The 22,070-nt window shown below is 72.5% G+C and carries 19 protein-coding genes; 10 read left to right on the top strand and 9 right to left on the bottom strand.

Annotated features, from left to right (window positions below):
* Positions 1–113 precede the first annotated feature (113 nt).
* Complete coding sequence (locus GA0070216_RS09870; RefSeq protein WP_067311399.1) at positions 114–740, top strand: DUF47 domain-containing protein; 627 nt, start codon at positions 114–116, stop codon at positions 738–740.
* 4 nt (positions 741–744) lie between these two features.
* A complete protein-coding gene (locus tag GA0070216_RS09865; protein WP_091242527.1) occupies positions 745–1,749 on the top strand; it encodes an inorganic phosphate transporter in 1,005 nt (334 codons plus the stop codon).
* A gap of 98 nt (positions 1,750–1,847) precedes the next feature.
* On the opposite strand, the gene GA0070216_RS09860 is transcribed toward GA0070216_RS09865, so the two are convergent.
* Positions 1,848–2,816 (bottom strand): Gfo/Idh/MocA family protein, encoded by a 969-nt coding sequence (locus tag GA0070216_RS09860; RefSeq protein WP_091242525.1) that lies wholly within the window; start codon positions 2,814–2,816, stop codon positions 1,848–1,850.
* A 185-nt stretch (positions 2,817–3,001) separates the two neighbouring features.
* Here GA0070216_RS09860 and GA0070216_RS09855 point away from each other — a divergent pair, with 185 nt between their 5' ends.
* Positions 3,002–3,877 carry an NUDIX hydrolase gene (locus GA0070216_RS09855; RefSeq protein WP_091242522.1) on the top strand — a complete coding sequence of 292 codons (876 nt, stop codon included), beginning with the start codon at positions 3,002–3,004 and terminating at the stop codon, positions 3,875–3,877.
* 48 nt (positions 3,878–3,925) lie between these two features.
* Here GA0070216_RS09855 and pstB read toward each other — a convergent pair whose 3' ends face one another.
* From pstB to GA0070216_RS09820, 7 genes are all read right to left on the bottom strand, one after another.
* Positions 3,926–4,702 (bottom strand): phosphate ABC transporter ATP-binding protein PstB, encoded by a 777-nt coding sequence (gene pstB / locus GA0070216_RS09850; RefSeq protein WP_091242519.1) that lies wholly within the window; start codon positions 4,700–4,702, stop codon positions 3,926–3,928.
* A gap of 17 nt (positions 4,703–4,719) precedes the next feature.
* Positions 4,720–5,808: a phosphate ABC transporter permease PstA gene (gene pstA, locus GA0070216_RS09845; RefSeq protein WP_091242516.1), complete on the bottom strand. Its 1,089-nt coding sequence runs from the start codon at positions 5,806–5,808 to the stop codon at positions 4,720–4,722.
* Complete coding sequence (gene pstC, locus GA0070216_RS09840; RefSeq protein ID WP_091242513.1) at positions 5,805–6,896, bottom strand: phosphate ABC transporter permease subunit PstC; 1,092 nt, start codon at positions 6,894–6,896, stop codon at positions 5,805–5,807. Before pstC ends, pstA begins: the two co-directional genes overlap by 4 nt.
* A gap of 45 nt (positions 6,897–6,941) precedes the next feature.
* Positions 6,942–8,051 carry a phosphate ABC transporter substrate-binding protein PstS gene (gene pstS / locus GA0070216_RS09835; RefSeq protein ID WP_091242510.1) on the bottom strand — a complete coding sequence of 370 codons (1,110 nt, stop codon included), beginning with the start codon at positions 8,049–8,051 and terminating at the stop codon, positions 6,942–6,944.
* A gap of 315 nt (positions 8,052–8,366) precedes the next feature.
* The gene (gene mshD / locus GA0070216_RS09830; RefSeq protein WP_091242507.1) at positions 8,367–9,293 is read right to left on the bottom strand and encodes a mycothiol synthase; all 927 of its coding nucleotides are present in this window, start codon (positions 9,291–9,293) and stop codon (positions 8,367–8,369) included.
* Positions 9,294–9,451: 158 nt separating this feature from the next.
* Positions 9,452–10,330 carry a polysaccharide deacetylase family protein gene (locus GA0070216_RS09825; protein WP_091242753.1) on the bottom strand — a complete coding sequence of 293 codons (879 nt, stop codon included), beginning with the start codon at positions 10,328–10,330 and terminating at the stop codon, positions 9,452–9,454.
* 150 nt (positions 10,331–10,480) lie between these two features.
* On the bottom strand, positions 10,481–11,221 hold the full coding sequence (locus GA0070216_RS09820; protein ID WP_091242504.1) for a winged helix-turn-helix transcriptional regulator: 741 nt from the start codon (positions 11,219–11,221) through the stop codon (positions 10,481–10,483).
* A gap of 274 nt (positions 11,222–11,495) precedes the next feature.
* Between GA0070216_RS09820 and GA0070216_RS09815 the strand changes: the two genes are divergently transcribed.
* From GA0070216_RS09815 to GA0070216_RS09795, 5 genes are all read left to right on the top strand, one after another.
* The gene (locus GA0070216_RS09815; protein WP_091242501.1) at positions 11,496–12,542 is read left to right on the top strand and encodes a hypothetical protein; all 1,047 of its coding nucleotides are present in this window, start codon (positions 11,496–11,498) and stop codon (positions 12,540–12,542) included.
* A 117-nt stretch (positions 12,543–12,659) separates the two neighbouring features.
* A complete protein-coding gene (locus tag GA0070216_RS09810; protein WP_176738890.1) occupies positions 12,660–13,451 on the top strand; it encodes an LmeA family phospholipid-binding protein in 792 nt (263 codons plus the stop codon).
* Between the two features lie 65 nt (positions 13,452–13,516).
* Positions 13,517–13,645 carry an Ms5788A family Cys-rich leader peptide gene (locus GA0070216_RS36375; protein ID WP_342670712.1) on the top strand — a complete coding sequence of 43 codons (129 nt, stop codon included), beginning with the start codon at positions 13,517–13,519 and terminating at the stop codon, positions 13,643–13,645.
* Between the two features lie 202 nt (positions 13,646–13,847).
* Positions 13,848–14,696: a sulfurtransferase gene (locus GA0070216_RS09800; RefSeq protein WP_091242498.1), complete on the top strand. Its 849-nt coding sequence runs from the start codon at positions 13,848–13,850 to the stop codon at positions 14,694–14,696.
* A gap of 3 nt (positions 14,697–14,699) precedes the next feature.
* Positions 14,700–15,020 carry a DUF1416 domain-containing protein gene (locus GA0070216_RS09795; protein ID WP_091242495.1) on the top strand — a complete coding sequence of 107 codons (321 nt, stop codon included), beginning with the start codon at positions 14,700–14,702 and terminating at the stop codon, positions 15,018–15,020.
* Positions 15,021–15,902: 882 nt separating this feature from the next.
* On the opposite strand, the gene GA0070216_RS09790 is transcribed toward GA0070216_RS09795, so the two are convergent.
* Positions 15,903–20,285 (bottom strand): S8 family serine peptidase, encoded by a 4,383-nt coding sequence (locus GA0070216_RS09790; RefSeq protein ID WP_245722385.1) that lies wholly within the window; start codon positions 20,283–20,285, stop codon positions 15,903–15,905.
* Between the two features lie 301 nt (positions 20,286–20,586).
* Between GA0070216_RS09790 and GA0070216_RS09785 the strand changes: the two genes are divergently transcribed.
* Complete coding sequence (locus GA0070216_RS09785; protein ID WP_245722384.1) at positions 20,587–21,087, top strand: winged helix-turn-helix domain-containing protein; 501 nt, start codon at positions 20,587–20,589, stop codon at positions 21,085–21,087.
* A 12-nt stretch (positions 21,088–21,099) separates the two neighbouring features.
* On the top strand, positions 21,100–21,939 hold the full coding sequence (locus GA0070216_RS09780) for a hypothetical protein (RefSeq protein ID WP_091242488.1): 840 nt from the start codon (positions 21,100–21,102) through the stop codon (positions 21,937–21,939).
* Positions 21,940–22,070 lie beyond the last annotated feature (131 nt).

Genomic DNA, 22,070 nt, shown 5'->3' with positions numbered 1-22,070 from the left:
TCTGACCAGGGGTGGGCCGGCGGAGACCCACTCCGGTGCGGTACCTAGCATGCATCAGCGGACGCCCCCTGGGGCGGCGGCCACCCTTCCACCGACACGACGAGGTCCGTGCTGTGAAGTTTTCCTTCCGTCCCACCGAGGGCGCTTTCTACGAGCTCTTCACCAGGGCCGCGCAGAACCTGGTGAAGGGCACGGAGCTGCTCAACGAGCTGGCCCTGCCCGGCGTCGACGTCCAGTCGGTCAGCGAGCGGCTGACCGAGGTCGAGCACGACAGCGACCAGATCACCCACGATCTCTACAAGAAGATCAACTCCACCTTCATCACCCCGTTCGACCGGGAGGACATCTACCGGCTGGGCTCGCTGCTCGACGACGTGATGGACCACCTGGAGGCGGTCGGCAACCTGCTCTACCTCTACGGCCTCACCAAGCTCCCGTCGCTCCCGCGCGAGCTGCACGAGCTGGTCAACGTGCTCGACCTCCAGGCGAAGCTGACCGCCGAGGCGATGCCCCGGCTGAAGTCGATGAAGGACCTCGAGGACTACTGGATCGAGTGCAACCGGCTGGAGAACGACGGTGACCAGGCGTACCGGATGCTGCTGGTCCGACTCTTCTCCGGCGAGTACGACGCGCTGACCGTGCTGAAGATGAAGGAGGTCGCCGACGAGCTGGAGGCCGCCTGCGACGCCTTCGAGCACGTGGCGAACACCGTCGAGACCATCGCGGTCAAGGAGTCCTGATCCTGTGAGTCCCGAACTCATCGCCGTGCTGGCGGTGATCGCGGTGGCCCTGGCGTTCGACTACACCAACGGCTTCCACGACGCCGCCAACGCGATCGCCACCAGCGTCTCCACCCGGGCGCTGACCCCACGGATCGCCCTGGGCCTCGCCGCGGTCGGCAACTTCGTCGGCGCGCACTTCGGCGCCGGCGTGGCCAAGACCGTCGGCGACGGCCTGGTCACCCTGCCCACCGGGGTGGGCAGCCTCGGAGTGGTCTTCGCCGGGGTGCTCGGCGCGATCGCCTGGAACCTGATCACCTGGTACTTCGGCCTGCCGTCGTCGTCCTCGCACGCCCTCTTCGGTGGGCTGGTCGGGGCGACCCTGCTCTCCTCCGGCGGCGTCGTGCAGTGGGTCACCATCGGCGAGAAGGTCATCCTGCCGATGATCCTGTCGCCGATCGTCGGCCTCACCCTCGGCTATCTGCTGATGCTGGCCATCCTGTGGGCGTTCCGTAAGGGGCAGCCGGGCAGGCTCAACCGGGGCTTCCGCTGGGCGCAGACCGCCTCGGCGGCGGCCATGTCGGTCGGCCACGGCATGCAGGACGCCGCGAAGACCATGGGCATCGTGGTGCTGGCCCTCTACACCGGCGGTTTCCAGGACGACAAGACGCACATCCCGGGCTGGGTCTTCTGGACCTCGGCGACCATGCTGGCGCTCGGCACGTACGCCGGTGGATGGCGGATCATCCGGACCCTCGGTCGAAAGATCATCGACCTGGGGCCGCCGGAGGGCTTCGCCGCCGAGACCGTGGCCAGCGCGGTGCTCTACTTCAACGCCCTGGTGCTCAAGGCCCCGATCTCCACCACCCACACGATCACCTCGGCGATCATGGGGGTCGGCGCCACCAAGCGGCTCTCCGCGGTCCGCTGGAACGTGGCCGGCAACATCGTGCTCGCCTGGGTCATCACCTTCCCGGCCGCCGCGCTGATCGCCTGCCTGACCTACCTGGTGGTCCGTCCGCTGTTCTGACCGTTGCGGGAAGGTGACCCGAGGGGTACCTGACCTGGTCGGGAGGGGCACTCCGTCACCGCACCGCGCGGTGACGGGGTGCCCCTCCCGCTGTCTGTTCAGGCGTAGTCGACTCCGATCCGGGCCCGGATGTCGTCCAGCAGGGCCATCACCTCCAGGGTGACGGCGTGCGGCACGAGCGGGCTCTCGGTCAGCCCCGCCGCCAGGCAGCGCTGCACCTCGGCGGCCTCGTACTGGTAACCGCCGCCGGCCGGGTCGTCGGTGAGCGTCTCCGGCTCGGCGTCGGTGCGGTGCAGCACCGCGGAGCCGGGGCGGAAGAACGGTTCGGGCAGCTCGATCCGGCCGGTGGTGCCGGTGATCGCGGCGGTCAGCGGGGTGGCCCCGACCATGCCGCAGCCCAGCGTGGCGACCGCGCCCGAGTCGTACCCGAGGACGATGCCGGTGTTCTCGTCCACCCCCTCCGGGCTCAGCTTGGCCCAGGCCTGCACGTGCTGCGGCACACCGAGCAGCAGGTGGGCCAGGCTCACCGGATAGACGCCCAGGTCCAGCAGGGCACCGCCACCCAGGGCCGGATTACGCATCCGGTGCTCCGGCGGGAACGGCCCGGCCACCCCGAAGTCCGCCCGGACGCTGGTCACCTCGCCGATCGCCCCGCCCCGGACCAGCTCCACCAGGCGCAGGATCAGCGGGTTGCACCGCATCCACATGGCCTCCATCAGGAAGACCCCCCGGGCCCGCGCCAGCTCGACCAGCTCGGTGCTGGTGGCCAGGTCGAGGGTGAACGGCTTCTCCAACAGCACCGCCCGGCCGGCCTCCAGGCAGACCCGGGCGGCCTCGTGGTGGGCGGCGTGCGGGGTGGCCACGTAGATCGCGTCCAGCCCGTCGTCGGCGGCCAGCTCGGCCCAGGAGCCGTACGCCCGCTCGGCACCGTACCGGGTGGCGAACGCCTCGGCGCTCTCCGTCGTACGTGAACCGACCGCGACCAGCTCGGCCCCCGGCACCAGCCGTAGGTCCTCGGCGAACCGGCCGGCGATGTGGCCGGTGGACAGAATCCCCCAACGTGTCATGCGCTCACGCTAACCCGCCGCCCCCTGTTCCCCGCCCACGTGCCCCGCCGCCCGTCTCCTGCCCGCCGCCTGCTGCCCGTCCCCTGCTCTGACCGCCGCCCGTTGCCCGTCCGCCTGTCGCCTGTCGCCTGTCGGCGGTTGTCGGCGGAGGGGGCGGGTCCGTCCGGCGGGACTAGGCTCGGCGCATGACGATCGACAGTTCCGGTTTCCCCGCCCCGCCGGCGCTGGTCGAGCACGCCCGCCGGTTCCACGCCGAGGGTGGCACCCCGGCCCCGCCCCGGGTCGCGGCCACCGTGCTGCTGCTCCGCCCGGCCGGCACCGACTTCGAGGTGTACGTCATCCGCCGGGTCGCCGCGATGGCCTTCGGCGGGGTGTACGCCTTCCCCGGCGGTGGTGTCGACCCGTCGGACTCGGAGGCGCACCTGGACTGGGCCGGTCCCGACCCGGCGGCCTGGGCGGGACGGCTGGGTGTCACGCCCGACGCCGCCCAGGCGGTGGTGTGCGCCGCCGCACGGGAGGTCTTCGAGGAGGCCGGCGTGCTGCTGGCCGGCCCCGGCGGCGGCACGGCGGGGGATGCTGTCGGCGGCACGGTGGTGGGTGACGTCAGCGGCGACGACTGGGAAAGTGCACGGCAGGATCTGGAGGCACGTCGTCGGGGTTTCGCCGGGCTGCTCGCCGAGCGGCAGCTCACCCTCCGGTCCGACCTGCTGCTGCCGTGGAGCCGGTGGATCACCCCGGAGTTCGAGCCGCGCCGCTTCGACACGTACTTCTTCGTCGCCCTGCTGCCCGAGGGGCAGCGGACCCGGGATGTGTCCGGCGAGGCCGACCACACCATGTGGGTCCGCCCGGTGGACGCGCTGGCCCGCGCGCGGGCCGGTGAGCTGACCATGCTCCCGCCCACCCTGGTCACCCTGGCCGAGGTGGCCGCCGCCGGTGACCTGGCCGGTGCCGGTGCGCTGGCTGCGGTGGCCCGCGCCTCGGCCACCCGGGACGCGGCCACCCCGGTGACCCCCCGCCTGCACGTTCCGGAGAACGGCACCCCCCACTTCACCCTCACCTGACCCGCGTTCACGCGGCCCGCCCCGGCCCGTGCAGGGGCGGCGCAGGGGTCAGCCGAAGCGGCCGGTGATGTAGTCCTCGGTCTTCTTCTGGCTGGGGTTGCTGAAGATCTTCTGGGTGTTGTCGTACTCGATGAGCCGGCCGGGGTCGCCGGTCTTCTCGATCGAGAAGAAGGCGGTGCGGTCGGAGACCCGGGCGGCCTGCTGCATGTTGTGGGTGACGATGATGATGGTGAACTTGTCCTTGAGCTGGAACATCAGGTCCTCGATGGCGAGCGTCGAGATCGGGTCCAGCGCCGAGCAGGGCTCGTCCATCAGCACCACCTGCGGCTCGACGGCGATGGTCCGGGCGATGCAGAGCCGCTGCTGCTGGCCACCGGACAGGCCCGCGCCGGGCTTGCCGAGGCGGTCCTTGACCTCGTCCCACAGGTTCGCCGAGCGCAGCGCCCGCTCGGCCGCCTCGTCCAGGATGGACTTCTTGCGGACCCCGTTGAGCCGCAGCCCGGCCACCACGTTCTCGAAGATGCTCATGGTGGGGAACGGGTTGGGGCGCTGGAACACCATGCCGATCATGCGGCGGACGGCGGTCACGTCGACGTCCCGGTGGTAGACGTCCTGACCGTCGATGGTCAGGCTGCCCTCGACCCGGGCGCCCGGCAGCACCTCGTGCATCCGGTTGATCGACCGCAGGAAGGTCGACTTGCCGCAGCCGGACGGGCCGATCAGGGCGGTGACCGTCTTCGGCTCGACCGTCAGGTTGATGTTCTCGATCGCCTTGAAACCGCCGTAGTAGGCGGTCACGTCGGTGGCGTCGATGCGCTTGGCCATGGTGGTACCTCCGGGGTTCATCGGCCGAGCCGGTTGCGGCGGGCCAGCAGCTTCGCGGCGACGGTGAGGACGAGCACGAGGACGACCAGGGTCAACGCCGCCGTCCAGGCCCGGGCAGGCGAGTACTTCGAGGCCTCGCCGGCCTGCTGGTAGACGAAGAGGGCCAGCGAGGACTGGTTGTTCTCGAACGGGTTGAAGTTGATCGCCGCGCCACCGCCGGCGACGAGCAGCACCGGGGCGGTCTCCCCGGCGGCCCGCGCGATGGAGAGCATGATGCCGGTGACGATGCCGGGCAGCGCGGTGGGCAGCACCACCCGCAGGATGGTCTTCCACTTCGGTACGCCCAGGGCGTACGCCCCCTCGCGCAGCGGCGGGGGGACCAGGCGCAGCATCTCCTCGGTGGAGCGGACCACCGTCGGCAGCATCAGCACGCTCAACGCGAGCGCGGCGGCGAAGCCGGAGAAGCTGGGCCGGCCGTCGTTGAACCACGGCGACACGATCAGCACCCAGAAGGCCAGCACGAACAGGCCGGTGACGATGGACGGGATGCCGGTCATCACGTCGACGAAGAACCGGATGGCGAAGGCGAACCGGCCGCGCCCGTACTCGACGATGTAGATCGCGCAGAGCACGCCGAGCGGGACGGTGATCGCGGTGGCGATGCCGACCTGCTGCAGGGTGCCGACGATGGCGTGGTACGCGCCGCCGTTGGCGTCGCGGGCCCCGATGTTGTTCATCGAGCTGCCGAAGAAGTCGCCGTCGAGCCGGGCGGTGCCCTTGCTGACCAGCGTCCACACCACCGAGGCCAGCGGCAGCACGGCCAGCACCAGGGCGGAGTGGATCAGGGCGCTCCAGACCCGGTTGCGGGCCGACCGGCGGCCCTCCACCGCGTTGGCGGCGGTGAACAGCCCGGCCAGATAGAGCAGTACGCCGAACACCACGACCAGGACCGGGCCGCCGAGGTCGACGCCGTAGACGATGCCGGCGGAGAGCAGCAGGGCCAGCACCGCCAGGGCGGGGGCGGCGTACCCGGGCAGTCGCCTGGCCCGCAGGCTGTCCGGCTGGGCCGGCGGGCGGGAACGGCGGGGGGTGAGCGTCGTGGTCATGCGGCCGACTCCGTGAACTCGCGGCGGCGGTAGATGATCGCCCGCGCGGTGATGTTGACGATCAGCGTGATCGCAAAGAGCACCAGGCCGGAGGCGATGAGCGCGCCCCGACCGGTCTCGTTGGCCTCCGCGAACCGGTTGGCGATGTTCGCGGCGATGCTGTTGCCGCCGTTGGCGAGGATGTTGAACGAGATGGCGTACGTCGAGCCGAGGGTCAGCGCGAGCGCGATGGTCTCGCCGAGCGCCCGCCCGAGGCCGAGCATGACGGCGGCGATGATGCCCGGCCGGCCGTACGGCAGCACCGCCGTACGCAGCATCTCCCAGCGGGTGGCCCCCAGCGCGATGGCGGCCTCCTCGTTGGCGGTCGGGGTCTGGAGGAACACCTCGCGGGAGAGCGAGGTGATGATCGGCAGCACCATGATCGCCAGGACCAGCGAGCCGAGCAGGATCGAGTTGCCGTACGGGCCGTCGCCGAAGATCGGAATCCAGCCGAAGTACGTGTGCAGCCAGGCCGACAGGTCGGCGACCGGCCCGACGAAGTAGTCCCGCCCCCACAGGCCGAACACCACGCTCGGCACGGCGGCCAGCAGGTCGATCACGAAGCCCAGGGCGGTGCCGAGCCGACGCGGCGCGTAGTGGGACAGGTAGAGGGCGATGCCCAGCGCCACCGGCACCGCGATCAGCAGCGCCAACAGGGCGGTGAGCAGGGTGCCGAAGGCGAGCGCGCCGATGCCGAACGTGGCGGGATCGTCGTTGGGGAACCAGCCCTCGAAGGTCCAGAAGTTCGCACTGTTGGCCCGCAGCGCCGGGACGGCCTTGGCGATCAGGAAGACCGCGATGGCCGCGATGATGACCAGCACGGTGACGCCGGCGGCCAGGGTCAGGCCACGGAACGCCCGTTCCGCGCCGAACGCGCGGGCCCGGGGCAGCCCGCCGCCTCCGCCCAGGCCATGGTCGTCATCGGGGGTACGGAGGCTGACTGGTGCCTCGGCAACACGCGCCGAGGCACCGGCGGACCGCTCGTGACCCTGGGTCACGGGATGCCCGCCGGTGCCGGCGTGTGCCGAGCGGTGAGGGGTTTCACCCATCTGCTCGCTCGCTTCGACTTGAGGAGGTGTTGTCGCTGGGGACGGTCAGCCGAGGTTCTTGACCGCAGCCTCGACCTTGGTACGGACCGAGTCGGGCAGCGGGGCGTAGCCCAGCTCCACCAGCTCGGTCTGGCCCTCGGCGCTGGCGGCGTGGCCCAGCAGGCCCTTGATCAGCGGCAGCTTGTCGGCGGCGGTGCCCTTGCTGCACACGATCTCGTAGGTCACCAGGACGATCGGGTACGCCCCGGCCTCCTTGGTGGCGTAGTCGATCGACATCTTGAGGTCGTCGCCCTGGCCCTCGATCTTGGCTCCGGCGATGGTCTTGCCGGCCGACTCGGCGGTCAGTTCGGTGTACTCGCCGGCGCCGTTCTGCACCTTGGCCTTCTTCAGACCGGAGTTCTCGGCGTACGACCACTCGACGTAGCTGATCGTGCCCTCGGTGCTCTTGACCTTGGCGGCGACGCCGTCGGACTTGGGCGCGCCGAGCCCACCGGGGGCCTTCCACGCCTTGTTGTTGCCGAAGGTCCAGTCCGTCGCGGCGGTCTTGGACAGGTACTTGGTGAAGTTGTCGGTGGTGCCCGACTCGTCCGAGCGGTGCACCGTCTGGATCGCGGTGGCGGGCAGCTTGGCGTCCGGGTTGTCGGCCTTGATGGCCGGGTCGTCCCACTTGGTGACCTTGCCGGCGAAGATCTGCGCCAGGGTGGCCGGCTTGAGCTGGAGGTTGTCCAGGCCGCCGACGTTGTAGACGACCGCGACCGGGCCGATCACCATCGGCAGGTTGAGCGCCGCGCCCCCGGTGCACTTGGCGTCGGCCTGCGGCTGCTCCTCCGGCTTGAGGGCGGAGTCGGAGCCGGCGAAGTCGGCGGTGCCGGCGATGAAGGCCTGGATGCCCGCGCCGGAGCCGGTGGGCTCGTAGTTGATCGTGGTGCCGCCGCACTTCTGCTGGTACGCCTTGATCCATTCGGCCATGGCGTTCTTCTGCGCGGAGGAGCCCTGCGCGTTCAGGGTGCCCTTGCCGCAGTCGGCCGCGCTGGCCGAGCCGGAGGCGGAGGCGGAGGTGTTGGCCGGCTCGTTGTTGTCCGAGCCACAGGCGCTGAGGCCGAGCACCGCAGTAAGAGCGAGGCAGGCAATGGCGCCGTGCCGCTGGAGCTTCACCTGAGGGGTTTCCCTTCACGTCTTTGGTCAGGTCGCCCGGATTGGGGCCCGAGTGCCGGCGCTGACCGGCTGACACGAAAGCTAGAAGTGCCAGGTAGACGGTTCGCCGGTCGGAAGTGAACGGGGCATGAACAGCCCCGGCCGGAAAGGTGACCGCTGCCTGAGGGAGGGTTGTCCGTTAGGTGAACTGCCGTCCCGGTATCCGCATTGATGCGATATATCCGGGCAGCCGTTATCCTGGCGTTGCCCCGCCGTTACCGCACGGAGACCGCCGGTCGCGCCGGCGGAGCCGGCCGGCCATGGCCGGGGGGAGTCTCAGCCCAGGTGGTAGTTGACGTGCCCGCACCAGCGGGCGAAGCCGAGCCGTTCATAGAGCGAGACGGCGGCGGTGTTCGACTCGTCGACATAGAGCATCACCCGGTCCAGCCCGCGCTGGTCCCGCAGGTACGCCAGCCCGGCGGTGGTGAGGGCCCGCCCCAGACCGCCACCGTGCGCGTCCGGGTCCACCCCCACCACGTAGACCTCGCCGATCCGGGCCGCGCCCGGCCGTTCGTGCACCTTGGTCCAGTGGAAACCGCGCAGCCGTCCGCCCGGGGAGTCGACGGCGAGCAGGAAACCGGCCGGGTCGAACCACGGCTCGGCCAGTCGGGCCCGCAGGTCGTCGGCGGTCCACCGGCCCTGCTCCGGGTGCTCGGCGAAGGCGCGGGCGTTGACGGCGAGCCAGGCGTCGTCGTCCTCGCCGGGGCGGAAGGAGCGCAGCGTCACCCCGTCGGGCAGGCGGGGCGGCGAGACCGGGTCGGTCAGCGACCGACGCAACTGCCAGAGCACCCGGGCCCGCGTGAGGCCCAGGTCGACCGCGAGCGCCGCGGCGGACGGGTGATCACCGTGCGCCCAGGCCCGCGCCGGGCCGGGAGCCGCCGCGAGTACGCCCCGGGCCAGCGCCCGTCCGGTGCCCCGCCGCCGGAAACCCGGGCGCACCACCAACTCCACCCCGACCCCGGACGTCGGGTCGGTGGTGTCCAGGTGGGCGTACCCGGTCAGGGTGCCGTCGGTGGCGCGGGCCGTCAGGTGCCGGGCCGACGCCTGCGGGTCGCGCAGCCGCAGCAGGGTGTGCTCGTCGAAGGGGTCGGCACCGTCGGTGTCGCCCGCGAACCGGGCCAGGGCCAGCACCTCGGTCACCTCGGCCGGGGTGAGCCGGTCGCTCTGGGCCAACCGGTCGGTCGTCGACTCGCCGCTGCTCATCCCGTCACCGTAGTCGGCTCCGCGCGCTCGTCCAGCCCGCCCGGTCCTGTCCGTCCCCGACCTGCCCAGCCCTGTCGGCCCTCCGGCCTGCCCGGTCCTGTCCGTCCCCGGCCCGTCCGGTCTGCCGGCCGGCGACGGCGCTGCGGGCCCCGGTCGGCTCAGTTGGCCCCGTTGGCCGGCAACGCCTCCAGCCGGAATCGGCTGACGAGTTCGGGCAGGAGCCGGCGCAGCGCGTCCACGGTGCCCTGCCGGTCGCCACCGGCGTCGTGCATGAGCACGATCGCGCCCGGCCCGGTGTCCCGGGTGACCGTCGTGGTGATCTTCGCGGCGCCGGGGACCTGCCAGTCGTTGGGATCGACGGTCCAGTGCAGCGGGGTCATCCCCAGCCCCTCGGCGACCGACACCACCGGGTACGTCCAAGCCCCGCCGGGCTGCCGGAAGTAGCTGATCCGGGCATCCGGCACGGCGGCGTGGATGGCGTCGTTGGTCCGGATCAGGTCGGCCCGGATCAGGGCGGGGGAGCGCTTGCCGAGCAGCACGTCGTGGTGCCACGAGTGGTTGCAGAGGGTGTGCCCGTCGGCCACGATCGCCTGGACCAGGTCCGGGTGGTCCTGGGCGTTCTCGCCGACCACGCAGAACGTCGCCTTGACCCCGTACGCGCGCAGCACCTCCAGCACCTGCGGCGTGTACGTCGGGTCCGGTCCGTCGTCGAAGGTCAGCGCGACCTCGGGAGTACCGGTGCTGGCGTGGCTGCCGAACGGGCCGTCACCGTCGCTGGCCGGCTGCGGGGCATCCGGGTCGGCCCCGGTGGTGGGGGTGCCCCCGTCGGGGCGGGTGCCGTCCGGATCGGTGTGCGGGGCGGCCGGGTCGGCGGGTTGCTCGCCGTACTGGGCGCCGTCGATCTGCGCCGACGCGCCGATCGGTTGCCGGGGTGTGGCCGGGGTCATGCTGCGCCCGAGCGCGTACGCGGACCCGAGCAGGGCGGCCAGCACCAGGGTGACGACGCCGACGGTCCCGCTGGTCGACCGGGTGCGCATCAGCGTCCCCACCGGTCCGGATCGCGGGACGGCCCTCTCGTCGCCCCCGTGGTCAGTGCACGCACCGTCGCCCCTTTCACGCCTGCTGATTCCGGCAGTAAGACTAAAGCCGGCAACAGGTGCAAAAGGGGCGTATCGGAAATAGTCCTTCTAGGGTGCGGTGCTGTCGATCGGGATCAGACCGGCAACGGCGGGCTCGGACTCCGGCAGCGAGCGGGACGACGGCGGGACCACGAACTTGTAGCCCACCTGGCGGACCGTGCCGATCATCGACTCGTACTCCGAGCCGAGCTTGGCCCGCAGCCGTCGGACGTGCACGTCCACCGTGCGGGTGCCGCCGAAGTAGTCGTAGCCCCAGACCTCGCGGAGCAACTGGTCCCGGGTGAACACCCGGCCCGGGTGCTGGGCCAGGAACTTCAGCAGCTCGAACTCCTTGTAGGTGAGGTCGAGCGGCCGGCCCTTGAGCTTGGCCGCGTAGGTGTCCGGGTCGATGTTCAGTTCGCCGGCCCGGATCGAACCGCCGGCCCCGGAGGTGGCGTTGCTCAGCCGGCCCACCGCGAGCCGCAGCCGGGCCTCCACCTCGGCGGGGCCCGCTCCGGCCAGGATCACGTCGTCCACGCCCCAGTCGGCGTTCAGGGCGATCAGGCCGGCCTCGGTGACCACCGCGACCAGCGGCACGCCCAGGCCGGTGGCGTGCAGCATCCGACAGGTGGCCCGGGCCTCACTCAACTCCGACCGGGCGTCGACCAGCACCGCGTCCGGGCTGGGCCCGGAAACCAGGGTGCGGACGTCACGCGGCGCGGTACGCACCGAATGCGGCAACAGGTCGAGTGCCGGCAGCACCGCCGAGGGCTCACCTGCACGCGCGGTCACCAGCAGCAGGAGCTCCACACGATCACCTCCGTCCCGGCGGCTCAATGGCCGCACGCGACCAGCTGCCCCGCCGGTGGGCGGGGCGCTGAGAACTTGCGTGGGTCCCGGCGTCGCTGACGGGCGGGTAACGGCTTGAGCGTAACCGATTGCTCCGTCGTCACCTCGGCGTCCTTTCCTGTTTGTCGGATCTGCCCGTGATCACCACCCAGGTTTTAACGTGACCGAAACCGTGATCCCCGCCGGGAGCCCACGTGATCCCCGCCGAAGCCCGTCGGTCTGGCACGATCGGGGCGTGTTTCCCTCCACCTCGCCCGAGACCGGCCGTGACCCGTGGGCCGACGGCGCCCCCGACGGGCCCGCCGGCCCGGCAGGCGGACCCGCACCCGAGCCCCGCCCCGCCCCGGCCGACGACGCCGGGAGCCGACGCGAGCGCGGCCCACGCCGGTTCCGCAAGGGCGGTCAGCCGCGCCGCAGCGAGGATGACGACGTCGAGCCGGACGAGGAGCCGATCGAGCCGGTCGAGGTGCGCCGGCCGCTCTCGCTGACCGTCGCCGGCTTCGCCGCGCTGCTCGGCGTCGGACTGGTGCTCGGTGCGCAGACCGCCGGCCCCGGACACCGGCTGCCGTTCGCGATCATCGTGTTCGGCGTCCAACTGCTCTTCGTGCTGGCCTGGACGATGGCCATGCGCCCGCCCGCGCTGCTGCTGGTCGCGCTGACCAGCGGCGTGGTCGCCGCGGCGGCGGACGTCGCCGCCGTGCAGACCGACGTCGCCGGGTTGGCCCCGCTCGGGTTCGTGGCGCTCGGCGGCTTCCTGCTCGGCGTGCTCGGTCAGCTCGTCCGCCGGGTGGACCGGGTCCGGGTGACCGACTCGCTCGGCACCACGTTGCTGATCGTGGTGGGCGTGGTGGCGTTCGCCACCCTGATCACGCTCAGCCGGATTCCCGCCGGCACCCAGGCGATCACCGTCTGCCTGGTCGCCACCGGCGTCGCGCTCACCGTGGCCCGGCTCACCGACGCCGTGCTGGCCTGGCCCCGGCTGGCGCCGCAGGTGCCCCGGGGCGCCGCCGGGGTGGTCGTCGGCGCGATGGTCGGCACCCTCACCAGCGCCCTGCTCGGCAGCTACCTGGTGGGCTTCACGCCGACCAGCGCCGCGCTGATCGGGCTGGTCACCGCAGCCACCGCCGTGCTGGCCGACCTCGCCGTCGGCTACGCCGAGGCAGGCCGGTTGATGGCCGGCGAACCGCCCACCATGTGGATCGCCCGGCACATGCAGGGTCCGCTGGGCGGCTTCGCGTTGGCCGCTCCGGCGGCGTACGCCATGTGTGTGCTCTTCCTCTGACGGCGGCGGGACGCGCGACGGCGATTGGGCGCGACGGCGCTCGGGTACTCGGGTAGTAGCGGTGCGCCGCGACGGCGGCATCGATGACGGCACGTCGCGTGACCGCGACGGCGACGGATGGAGACGGGCGTGGCGGAGACGTACGAGGAGCGGCCCCGGCGGCGCGGGCGCAGGTGGCTCGTCGTACTGGTCGTCCTGGTGCTGATCCTGGGCGGGCTGCTGGTGGTGGCCGACCGGGTGGCGGCCGGCCTGGCCGAGCGGGCCATTGCCGACCAGGTGCAGCAGGAGGTCGCCAAGCAGGACGCCAGCTCCGCCCCACCCCAGGTGGACGTGGGTGGCTTCCCGTTCCTCACCCAGGTGGTCGACGGCCGGTACGAGCGGATCTCCATCGTGCTGACCGACGTGCAGGGTTCCGTGGAGGGCAACGCGGTCAGCCTGCCCCGGCTCGACGTGGACGCCCGCAACGTGCGCGCCTCGCTGGACACCATCCGCTCGGGGCAGGGTGAGGTGGTGGCCGAGACGGTGGCCGGCACCGGCACGGTCACCTATGACAGCCTGGCCAAGCTGCTGGACCGGCCGGGGCTCAAGCTCGGCGAGCAGAACGGCAAGCTGGCCGTCACCGCGCCGGTCGACATCCTCGGCCAGAAGCTCACCGTCACCGGCACCGCCGACGTGACGGTGGCCGACAACGGCAAGGTGGCACTGAAGTTCAGCGACCTGAACGCCCAGGGGCTGCCGGCGGTGCCGCTGGCCCGGGCCCTGCTGAACAACTACGCCCGGGGCATCTCGGTCGACGTGCCCCTGCCGGCGCTGCCGTTCCAGCTCAACGTGCGCAAGGTCGAGCCGCGCCCGGAGGGGCTGACGGTGACCGCCGACGCGAAGGACGTCCCGATCAACTCGGCGAGCTGACTCGCCGCTCAGTTCTGGGCGCGGCCCGGCCCCGGGGCTCCCCGGCAGGCCGGGCTGTGTCCCGTATGTTGGTCGGCCCCTGGCACTCTCCGGGACGGCTGGTAGGCTCCGACACCATGGGGACGCACCTCACCAAACGGCGCGCGGTCGACCTGTGCCGCGTGGCCACCTGCCTGTGTCGCTCCGTCATCTGACGGCGGGGCTGTCTCCGGCCGCCCAGCGGCCATTGCGCCCGGGGTTCCACTGACCTCCGGTGCCCACCCTCCGAAACGCCCGGCAGCGGCGCCGTCGCTCAAACCCGTGATCCGTTCCTCTATGGGTCCCGCGCGTGGTGCGACATCACCGGTCTCCACCAACGCGCTGGCTCACCACCCATCATCACCAGGGAGTGATCTGATGAGTCGCGACACCGCACTCGTCTCGGCCGAATGGGCCGAGAAGAACCTCGGCGCTCCGGGCGTCGTCTTCGTCGAGGTCGACGAGGACACCTCGGCCTATGACACCGGCCACATCGCCGGCGCCGTCAAGCTCGACTGGAAGACCGACCTCCAGGACCAGGTCCGCCGGGACTTCGTCAACAAGACCCAGTTTGAGGCGCTGCTCTCCGAGCGGGGCATCGGCAACGACGACGTCGTGGTCCTCTACGGCGGCAACAACAACTGGTTCGCCGCCTACGCGTACTGGTACTTCAAGCTCTACGGCCACCGCGACGTCAAGCTGCTCGACGGCGGTCGCAAGAAGTGGGAGCTGGACGCCCGCCCGCTGGTCAACGACGCGGTGACCCGCCCGGCCACCCAGTACGTCGCGAGCGAGCCGGACACCTCGATCCGGGCCTTCCGCGACGAGGTCGTCGCCGCCATCGGCACCAAGAACCTGGTCGACGTGCGCAGCCCCGACGAGTTCGCCGGCCGGCTGCTGGCCCCCGCCCACCTGCCGCAGGAGCAGGCGCAGCGGGCCGGGCACATCCCGACCGCGATCAGCGTGCCGTGGTCCAAGGCGGCCAACGAGGACGGCACCTTCAAGTCCGACGACGAGCTGCGCAAGATCTACGCCGACGCCGGGCTGGACGACGGCAAGGAGACCATCGCCTACTGCCGGATCGGCGAGCGCTCCTCGCACAGCTGGTTCGTCCTGCAGGAGCTGCTCGGCCACCCCAACGTCAAGAACTACGACGGTTCCTGGACCGAGTACGGCTCGCTGGTCGGTGTGCCGGTGGCGCTCGGCGACGAGCCCGGGGAGGCCTGAGCCATGACTGCTCCCACCGCCGCCGGTTGCGCCGCGCCGGACCAGTCCGCGCCCCTGCCGGCCAGCCTGGACCTGGAGAAGGAAACCGTCATCACCGGCCAGGTGCTGGCCGAGTCGGGCGAGCCCGTAGCAGGCGCGTACGTCCGGCTGCTCGACTCGACCGGTGAGTTCACCGCCGAGGTGGTCACCTCCCCGACCGGGCAGTTCCGGTTCTTCGCCGCGCCGGGCAACTGGACCCTGCGGGCGCTGTCCCGGCACGGCAACGGCGACACCGCCGTGACCGCCAACCGGGGCATCAACGAGGTCTCCGTCACGGTGGCCTGACCCACGCATCGATCGGCCCCGGGGCCGGTCACCCCACCCGGGGTGACCGGCCCCGAGCCGTCGCACCCGCTCTCGTCCCCGTCGCACCCGCTCGGCCGGCAAGCCCGGCCGCCCGCCGGCCGCGGCGAGGAATGTGCGCGCACAGCAGTCGGAGTAGCGACCCTCTGGTTGACCAGTGCTGCCCGGGTCCGGACAAGGTGCCATGATCAACTCATTGTCAGCGATGTAGCGGTATCTGCCCGCTCTGATGCCGCTATTTGGCCGAAAATGGCGAGCCCCAGCTGTTGGGCCCATCGAGTCCCAACCGGCCGAGCCCTGCGGAGCCCCAGCTGCCGATCCCGGCCGGGCCCTGTGGACACGACGTGGGTTGCCGCCCGGCGGGACCCGGTGGGGACTGTTTCCTCGGCGACGGGTATGCCTGTCCGTCATAAATATGACGGGCAGGCATACAGCGTTCGGGACATAGTGTGTGCCCCCGAGGCAGCCGAGAGGAGCACGGCTCCCCGGACTCCTGCCGGCGGACCCGCCATGAGACAGCCGAAAGGGAGCAGCGTTCCCCGGGGCGGGTGCCGGGTCAGGAATGACTCCGGGTCAGTCCGCTGACCTGCGGACACGGCCGTGTGTGGGCGCGGCGGTCTGCGGACACGGCGATGTATGGGCGCCGGTCTGCGGGCGCGGCGGTCGGTGGGCGCGCGGCGGTGGATGGGTGTGGCGGTGGGTGGGTGTGGCGGTGGATGGGCGCGGCGGTGGATGGGCGCGGCGGTCCGTGGGCGCGCGGCGGTGGGTGGGCGCGCGACGGTGGGTGGGCGCGACGGTGGGTGGGCGCGACGGTGGCCGCCGACCCGGGCGGGGTCGACGGCCACCGTCGGTGCTGCTATCCGGTCAGAGGCCGGATGCCCGTGCGCCCGCACAGGTCGACGTCGGGGCCAGGCGGAAGTCGAGCGTGCCGACGATGCCTGCTTCCACGACGGCCCGCTGGACCTGAGGCACCCAGCTGTCCTTCGCCACGATCACCTCGTACTTGCCCTTCGGCAGCCACCAGGCGTACCGGCCCTGGCCGTCGGCGGTGAGCGTGGTGCCGGTGGTCGAGCCGACCAGGTTCAGCCGGATCGTGGCCGGGACGCCGACGGTCTGACCACCGCAGGTCACCCCGGTCACCGTGCCCTGGATCTTGCCCCAGTTGTTCGGCGGCGAGACGTTCATCTCGACCCCGACCGACGACACCGGGTACGGGGTGTCCGAGGTGATCCCCAGCTCACCCGAGTATGCCCCGGGCTGGAGCACCCCGGCCGCCGCCGTGGCGGTCAGCGTGACGGTGACCGTCTGGGACGCGCCCGGGGCCAGCGTGAAGCTGGTCGGTGCGGTGGACAGCCACGGCAGGTCACTGGCGTCCGCGCAGCCTTCCAGCCCGCCGAGCCGCTCGCTGTCCGCCGAGCCGACGAACGAACTGGGCGAACCACCGATCTTGTACGCCCCACAGGCGGCGGCGCCCCGGTACCGGTTGAACTGGGCGTTCGGCAGGTTCCGCCAGGCCCCGGCGACCGGGTCGAAGCCGACCGTCCGGTTGGTCACCGACGTCGAGCCGCCGGTCACGCCGCCGGCCAGCACCAGCATGCCGCCGGCCGACGCGTACTGGGAGCCCCACAGGTCGACCGGGAGGTTCGGCAGCGGGCTCCAGGTGTCCGAAGCCGGGTCGTACCGCCAGGCGTCGGTGTACTCGTCGTCGGCGACGCCGCCGGCGCAGTACACCTGTGCACCGATCCCGCCGCAGGACAGCCAGGAGACCGGGTGCGGGTAGGCCGCGCCGGTGCGGAACGTCCCGGTGCGCGGGTCGAACACCACCAGCTTGTTGGACTCCGTGCAGGTGCCGTCGAGGCAGCCGCCGACCAGGTACACCTTGCCGCCCGCCACAGCGGTGCCGGCTGCGGCGGCAGGGGCCGGGTTGACCGCCCCGGCCAGGGTGCTCCACGAACCGCTGGCCGGGTCGAAGACGTCCACCGAGGGCTCGGTGCCCTCGCTGGCGCCCCAGCCGCCGATCACGTACAGCTTGCCGCTGATGCCCACGGCGGACGGCTTGGACCGGGCGTGCGGCAGGTCGGGCAGCGCGGTCCAGACGCCGGTGGCCGGCTCGAAGACCCAGGCCTTGCGCTCGTTGCCGGTGTCGCCACCGCCGCCGACCGAGTAGACCTTGCCGTCCAGGTTGGCCGCCGCGTTGTCATAGATCGCGGCGGGCAGGTTGGTGATCCGGGTCCAGGCGTCGTCGGCCTGCGGCGCGGCGTCGGAGTTCCCGCCGCCGTAACGGGCACCGGTACGGGCGGTGCTGATCCCCTTGACCACCTGCTCCCGCAGCGGAGCGCCGCCGGTGGCGAGCACCTCGAACCCGCCACCGCGTTCCAGCAGCTCCACGGTGGCCGGGGCGGTGCCGGTGTTGCGTACCGTCACCTTGGCGTTGCGGGTGCTGCCGTACGGCTGGTGGGCCTCGATCGTGGTGGTGCTGACGGTGAGCCGCCCCGCGGTCAGGGCGAAGTCGGCCCGGCGGGTGCTGTCCGCCACCACCGTCACCGGCTGGGTGACCGCCGAGTACGGCGGCCGGGAAGCGGTGAACGGGTGGGCGCCGGTCAGCCCCGAGAAGAGGTGGTAGAAGCCGTCCGGCAGGTTCGGGTCGTCCGGGGTGGCCGCCGAGACGGTCGTGTCGGTGGGCCGGTCGATGCTGGTGACCGTCACCCCGTTGACCGCCGCGCCGGTGTTGCGGTCGGTGGTGTTGCCGACCACCAGCCCACCCGGTACGGGCGTGCAGTCCCGGTTGACCAGCTGGACGTCGTCCACCTGCCACCACCAGGCGTAGGTGCCCTTGAACCGGAAGCGCACCAGCGCCCCGGTCGCGCCGGCCGCCGGGGTCAGCGGCACCTCCTCGACCAGGGGGCCCCGCCGGCTGGCGGTCTGGTGCCAGACGTTCGTCCAGCTCGCCCCGGCGTCGGTGGAGACGTCCACGTCGGCGGTGTCACTGATCCCGACCGCCCGCCAGTCACTGCGGAACCGCAGCAGCGGCGCGGCGGAGGCGGACAGGTCGACCGGCGGGGCGATCAGGTCGGTGTCCTGGGTGTTGCCGGTGCCGAGCTTGTCGCTGTCGACGATCGCGAACCCGCCGGTGCCGCCGGTCAGGTTGCCCCGCGCGCCCGGGTCGTTGAAGACCCAGCCGCCCTTCTCGGTGCGGTTGCGCACCGACCAGCCCTCCGGCGCGGTGGTGCCGTCGAAGCTCTGCGTCAGCAGCGGCGCGCTGAGGCTGCCGGTGTAACCGGCGGCGACACAGGCCGCCTCGACCGGGACCGGAATGTCCGCGGTGGTGGCCGTCGACCCGACGGTCAGGTCCTTGGTCACCGTGCGGTAGCCCGGGTACTTCGCGGTGACGGTGAGCTTGTAGTCGGTGTTGCCGGCCACGGTGAAGGAGTACCGGCCGGTCACCGGGTCGGTGAAGACCGGAGCGCCGGGGCGGCCGGCGACCTCGATGCTGGCGTACAACGGCCAGCCGTGCCCGGAGCCGTCGGTGACCCGGCCGGAGACGGTGACCGTCGGCGTCGCCGTCAGGGCGAAGTCACGGGTGACCGCGCCGTCCTCGGGGACGGTCACGGTGCCGGTCGCGGTGCGGAAGCCGTACGCGGACACGGTCAGGGTGATCTCGCCCGCCGGCACGGTCAGCGTGTAACGGCCGTCCGTGCCGGTGGTGACGCTGCGCTCGCCGTCGGAGACGGTGGCACCGGCGACGGGGCCGCCACCCGCCGCGTCGGTGACCAGGCCGCTGACCCGGCCGACCGGCCCGCGCGGGGCCTGCCGCACCGCCTCGTACGCGTTGAGCCGCCCCTCGCCGAAGACGTTGTTGTCGGCGGCGGTGCCCCCGCAGGTGGTCGCGTCGACGTCCGTCGCGGTCCGGTCGAGCAGCGTCTCGGTGGCGGCGATGTTCCCGCGCAGGCTGGGCGCGGCCGACCAGACCAGGGCGACCGTGCCGGCTACGTGCGGGGCGGCCATCGAGGTGCCGCTGAACGACGCGTATCCGTTGCCCGGCACGCTGGAGCGCACGTTGCTGCCGGGCGCGGCGATGTTCGGCTTCAGCCCGGAGGGGTCGGTGGCGTTGCCCCGACCGGAGAAGCCGGAGATGGTGTTGTTCACGTCGTACGAGCCGACCGCGTACGCGTTGGGGTTGTCGCCGGGGGAGCCGGCGCTGCCACAGGCCGGGCCGTCGTTGCCGGAGGAGAAGACCGGGAACATCCCGGCGGCCCGCCAGGCCGCCACGGTCTGCTGGTACCAGGGGTCGCCGCCGTCGCCGCCCCAGGAGTTGTTGACGATGTCGGGGCGCAGGTCGGGGCGGGGATTCTGCCCGTTGAGGTCGGTCGGGGCGAGCACCCACTGACCGGCGGCCAACAGCGAGGCGTCCGAGCAGTTGTTGGACTCGCAGCCCTTGGCGGCGATCCACTTCGCACCGGGGGCGACACCCACCTGGTTGCTGGCCCCGTCGGTGCCGACCATCGTGCCCATGGTGTGGGTGCCGTGGTCGTTGTTGTCGCAGGGGGCGTCCTGCGGGCAGACATTGGCCGGGTCGTACCAGTCGTAGTTGTGGTCGAAGGTGCCGCCACCGAGGTTGCCCCGGTACGACCCGACCAGCGCGGGGTGGTCGAACTGCACACCGCTGTCGATGTTGGCGACCACCAGGCCCTCACCCCGGTCGCCGAACTCGTCCCAGACCCGGGGGGCGCCGATGTTGGTCAGCCCCCACTCGGCGGCGTTGGTGCCGGCGCGGGCGGCGGTGCTGCGGACCGGGCGGACCAGCGGGTAGCTGCGGGTCGGGGCGATCCGGGCGACCTCCGGGCGGGCGGCGACGACGTCCAGTAGCGCCCGGTCCCCGGTCACCCGCAGCGCGTTGGCGATCCAGTACGCGGTGTAGGTGGCCTTCCGCTCGTCGAGCACCGTGCGCAGCTCGCGCTGGGTCCGCTCGGCGGTGGTGGTGAGCAACCGGTGCACCTCGTCGGCGCGGGCGTCCGCGCTGCGCAGCCGGGCCGCCTCGGCGAGCGGGGCCTGCTCACGCAGGTAGACCAGGAAGGTCTCGGTGCCGTCGGCGAGCCCGTCGAGGACCTGCTGGTCCACGGTGGCCCGGGGTGCGGCCGGCGCGGCCGCGGCGGGCAGTGCGGGCTGGATGGTGAGCCCCAACAGTCCGGCCGCGAGCGCGGCCACCAATCGCCACCGGGACGGTCGTCCGGTCGGTCGTCTGCGCACAGTTCCTCCCCACGTCTTCGGGCCCGATCGGTTCGGACCCGGCTGCGTGTGCCGGGGTCGCGGCCACGCGGAGCGGCTGGGGAGGTGGCCGGTGGTGGGTGCTGGTGGGCCGGCCCCCCACGGCCGCTGTGCATCATGCTCAGCCGGGGAACCAAGCTGATCAATGGATCGGGTCGGTCAGTATTCGGTCAGTAACCAGGCGCCACGCTGACCATTAGGCTGACACCAGCCGCGCCGGCACCTGTCATGGGCAGACGGGACCGTCGGGAGCGGGCGGCAGGTGCGGTCCTGGGGAGGACGTGTGACCGGTGTCGACATCCCGTTCGTGGTCTGTGTCAGCGCCGACGTCTCGGTCCGGGAGCGGGTGGTCCGGCAGCTCGACGACGTGGGGCCGGTGGTGATCTGCGCGGACCTGGCCGAGCTGCGCGCGATGCTCTTCCCGACCCCGGCGGCGCCCGCCGCGCCGCCCACCGGGGCGACCCCGGTGCGCTGCGGCGACCTGGTCGTCGACCCGGCCGGTCACCTGGTCACCTGGCAGGGGGAGCCGTTGGCGCTGACCCGGCTGGAGCGGGAGCTGCTGGCCCGGCTGGCCGGCGACCCGGGGGCGGTGTGGAGCTACGAACGGATCTTCGGCTCGGTCTGGGGCGGGGCCTGGCTGGGCGACGCGGCGATCCTGCACTCGGCGGTCAAGCGGCTGCGCCGCAAGCTGGGCGCGGTGCCGGGCTGCCCGCAGGTGCAGACCGTGCGCGGCGTCGGCTACCGGCTCGCCGTACCGCCCGGCCAGCCGGCGGTGGGGCCGTGACACGATGATCCGGTGAGTGGTGCCGTCCATCCGGGGTACGCCCCACCGCCCGGTCCGTCCGCGCCGCGCCGCCGGTGGCGTTGGCTGCTGGCGGTGACCGTGGCCTGGGCGGTGCTGTTGGGCGTGCTCACCTGGTGGTCGGCGCGGCACGACGCGCCGACCGTGCGGGAGCAGCGCACCGTCGCCGAGGCCGGTCCGGTCGTGGACCGGGCCCTCGGTCAACTCGTCGCGGCGGTCGGGGACGGCGCCTGGGCGCTGACCGGGCCGCAGGTCGAACGGGGTTGCCGGCTCACCCCGATGTCCGCCGGGGCGACCCTGAGCCGGGGGTTGGACGTGCTGGTCGCCGAGGGCGGCGAGCGGGCTTTGCTGGACCGGGTCGCCGACCGGCTGCCGGCCGACTGGCGGGCCGGCGTGCGGTCCGGCTCGTCGGGGCCCCGGCTACGGGCCGACGCGGGGGAGTTCATCACCGTGCAGGGGCGGGTCACCAGCGGCGGACGGGTCCGGTTGACCGCCGACACCGGTTGCCGCCCGATCGGCGCCGGCTACCCGCAACCCCCGGCCGCCCCGACCGATCCGACGCTGGACGCCGCGCTGGGGGCCCTGGGCCGTGCGGCGCAGTCCGCCCCGCAGCCGGTCACCGCCCCCTGCCCGGGTGGCGGCACCGCCCGTACCCTCGCCGTCTCGGCCGGGGCCGCGCCGGTCGCGCTGACCGGCCTGCGCCCGTTGGCCGCCGGCCCCCCGGTGGTCGACCTCCCCGAGGTGTACGCCTACCGCAGTGGCCCGACCACGGTGCTGGCCGACGGTACCGGCGCGCAGCTCCGCCTCTCCGCCTCCACCGGCTGCCCCGCCTGACCTGCCCTGCCCTGCTCTGCTCTGCGGCCCCCTGCCCCCGCCTGACCCGCCCTGCTCTGCTGCCCCCTGCTCTCTGTCTGCCCGGCTGCCCCGCCTGATCCGGCCGGCGTTGGGTCCGCCTGGCCCGCCTG

Source organism: Micromonospora matsumotoense, from assembly GCF_900091525.1.
Lineage (GTDB): Bacteria > Actinomycetota > Actinomycetes > Mycobacteriales > Micromonosporaceae > Micromonospora > Micromonospora matsumotoensis.
Note: the sequence above shows the minus strand (reverse complement) of the source record. Positions and strands in the feature narration are given on the sequence as shown.